This is a genomic window from Methylorubrum zatmanii (genome assembly GCF_014845115.1).
In the GTDB taxonomy this organism is placed as follows: domain Bacteria; phylum Pseudomonadota; class Alphaproteobacteria; order Rhizobiales; family Beijerinckiaceae; genus Methylobacterium; species Methylobacterium zatmanii.
On the sequence record NZ_NKUI01000264.1, the window covers coordinates 1 to 2,181 of the forward strand.

Consider the following 2,181-nt stretch of genomic DNA (forward strand, 5'->3'; position numbering starts at 1 on the left):
CGCAAGGCCAAGGGGCTGGCCCCCGTCGCCAGCCCCTTGGCCTTGCGGAACAGGCGGGGTTCGACATGCTCGCGCCAGAGGCCGGCGATGCCGTTGGGGAAGATCAGCACCACGGCGATGAACAGGGCGCCGAGGCCGAACAGCCACATATCGGGGAAGGATTCGGAGAAGCTGGTCTTGGCCCAATTGACCAGCAGCGTGCCCCAGACCGCGCCGAAGAGCGAGAGGCGCCCGCCGACGGCGGTGTAGATCACCATCTCGACCGAGGGGACGATGCCGACGAAGGAGGGCGACATGAACCCGACCTGCAGGGTGAACATCGCGCCGCCGATGGCCGCGAAACCGGCCGCGAGGCAGAAGGCGAAGACCTTGAAGCCCGCCACCGAGTAGCCCGAGAACCGGACCCGGTCCTCCTTCTCGCGCATGGCCACGAGAATGCGCCCGAGCTTCGACTTCTTCACGTACTGCGCCATCAGGATGCAGCCGATGAGGAGCCCGCCATTGACGAAGTAGAGGATGAACTTCGCGTGGTCGGTGCGGATGTCCCAACCGTGAAGGGTGCGCAGATCGGTGATGCCGTTGATGCCGCCGGTATAGCCCTGCTGGCCGACGATCAGGATCGTCAGGATCGCGGCGATCGCCTGGGTGATGATGGCGAAATAGGTGCCGCCCACCCGCCGCTTGAACATCGCCACCGAGATGATGAAGGCGAAGATCACCGGCACCGCCACGACGAGGAGGAGCGTCAGCGGCAGGCTCTGGAACGGATGCCAGAACCAGGGGAGGGAGGTGATCTGGTTCCAGTCCATGAAGTCGGGGATGCCCGGCGTCGACTGGATCTTGGTGTTCTCGACACTCGAAGCCTCGAGCTTCAAGTACATCGCCATGCAGTACCCGCCGAGGCCGAAGAACACGCCCTGGCCCAGCGACAGGATGCCGGCATAGCCCCAGCAGATGACGAGGCCCAGCGCGACGAAGGCGTAGGTGAGATACTTGCCGACGAGGTTGAGGCGGAAGCCGTCGAGCATCAGCGGCAGGACCACCAGGATCACGCCGGCGAGCAGCGCGAGGCTCACCCACTCGACCGGCTTCATGAAGGGGTTGTCGTTGACGGTGACCGCCTTCGACAGGGACTGCATGGGGCTTGTCTTCTGGCTCGTCATCTGGCGCGCTCCTCAGCGACGGACCTTGAGGGTGAACAGGCCCTGCGGCCGCAGCATCAGGATCGCCACCACCGCGAGCAGGGTGAGCACCTTGGCCATCGAGCCGGAGAGGAAGAATTCGAGGGTCGACTGGGTCTGCGAGATCGAGAAGGCCGAGGCGATGGTGCCGATGAGGCTCGCCGCGCCGCCGAAGACCACGATCAGGAAGGTATCGACGATGTAGAGCTGGCCGGAGGTCGGGCCGGTCGAGCCGATCATGGTGAAGGCCGAGCCGGCGATGCCGGCGATGCCGCAGCCGAGGCCGAAGGTGTAGCGGTCGACCTTCTCGGTATCGATGCCGACCGCGCCGGCCATCGGGCGGTTGCTCATCACCGCGCGGATCTGGGCGCCGAAACGCGAGCGGTAGATCAGGAGCGCCACGCCGAGGGTGATGACGGTGGTGACCGCGATCACGAACAGGCCGTTGATCTGCACCTCGATGGAATCGGTGACGTTGATCGAGCCCATCATCCAGGACGGCAGTTCGACGCCGACCTCGCGCGGGCCGAAGATGCTGCGGTAGGCCTGTTGCAGGATCAGTGAGAGGCCCCAGGTCGCCAGCAGCGTATCGAGCGGCCGCTTGTAGAGGTGGCGGATCAGCGCCCATTCCACCAGCATCCCCATCGCTCCGGATGCCAGGAAGGCGAGCACCATGGCGACGAAGAAGTAGGCCGGGAAGAGGGCGGGCAGATAGGTCTGGAACAGGTTCGAGCAGAGATAGGTGACGTAGGCGCCCAGGATCATGAACTCGCCGTGGGCCATGTTGATGACGCCCATCTGGCCGAAGATGATCGCCAGGCCGAGGGCCATCAGGACGTAGACGGAAAACAGGATCAGACCCGCGAAGCCCTGCATCACGAAGATCGAGCTGAGGTCTGCGAGCGAATAATCGCCGAACATGGTGGGTGACTCCGGCGGGATGGCTGGGAGGCGCAGCAAGTGTCAGGCCACGCAGGGTTCCCTCCCCCCTGCGGGGAGG

The 2,181-nt window shown here is 64.9% G+C and carries 2 protein-coding genes; both read right to left on the reverse strand.

Annotated features, from left to right (window positions below; translation table 11 throughout):
* On the reverse strand, positions 1 to 1,163 hold a 1,163-nt coding region (urtC, locus tag MZTS_RS22975), incomplete at its 3' end, for an urea ABC transporter permease subunit UrtC (protein ID WP_192285557.1).
* A 12-nt stretch (positions 1,164 to 1,175) separates the two neighbouring features.
* Entirely contained in the window at positions 1,176 to 2,102 is a 927-nt protein-coding gene (gene urtB, locus MZTS_RS22980) for an urea ABC transporter permease subunit UrtB (RefSeq protein WP_192285558.1), read from the reverse strand.
* Positions 2,103 to 2,181 lie beyond the last annotated feature (79 nt).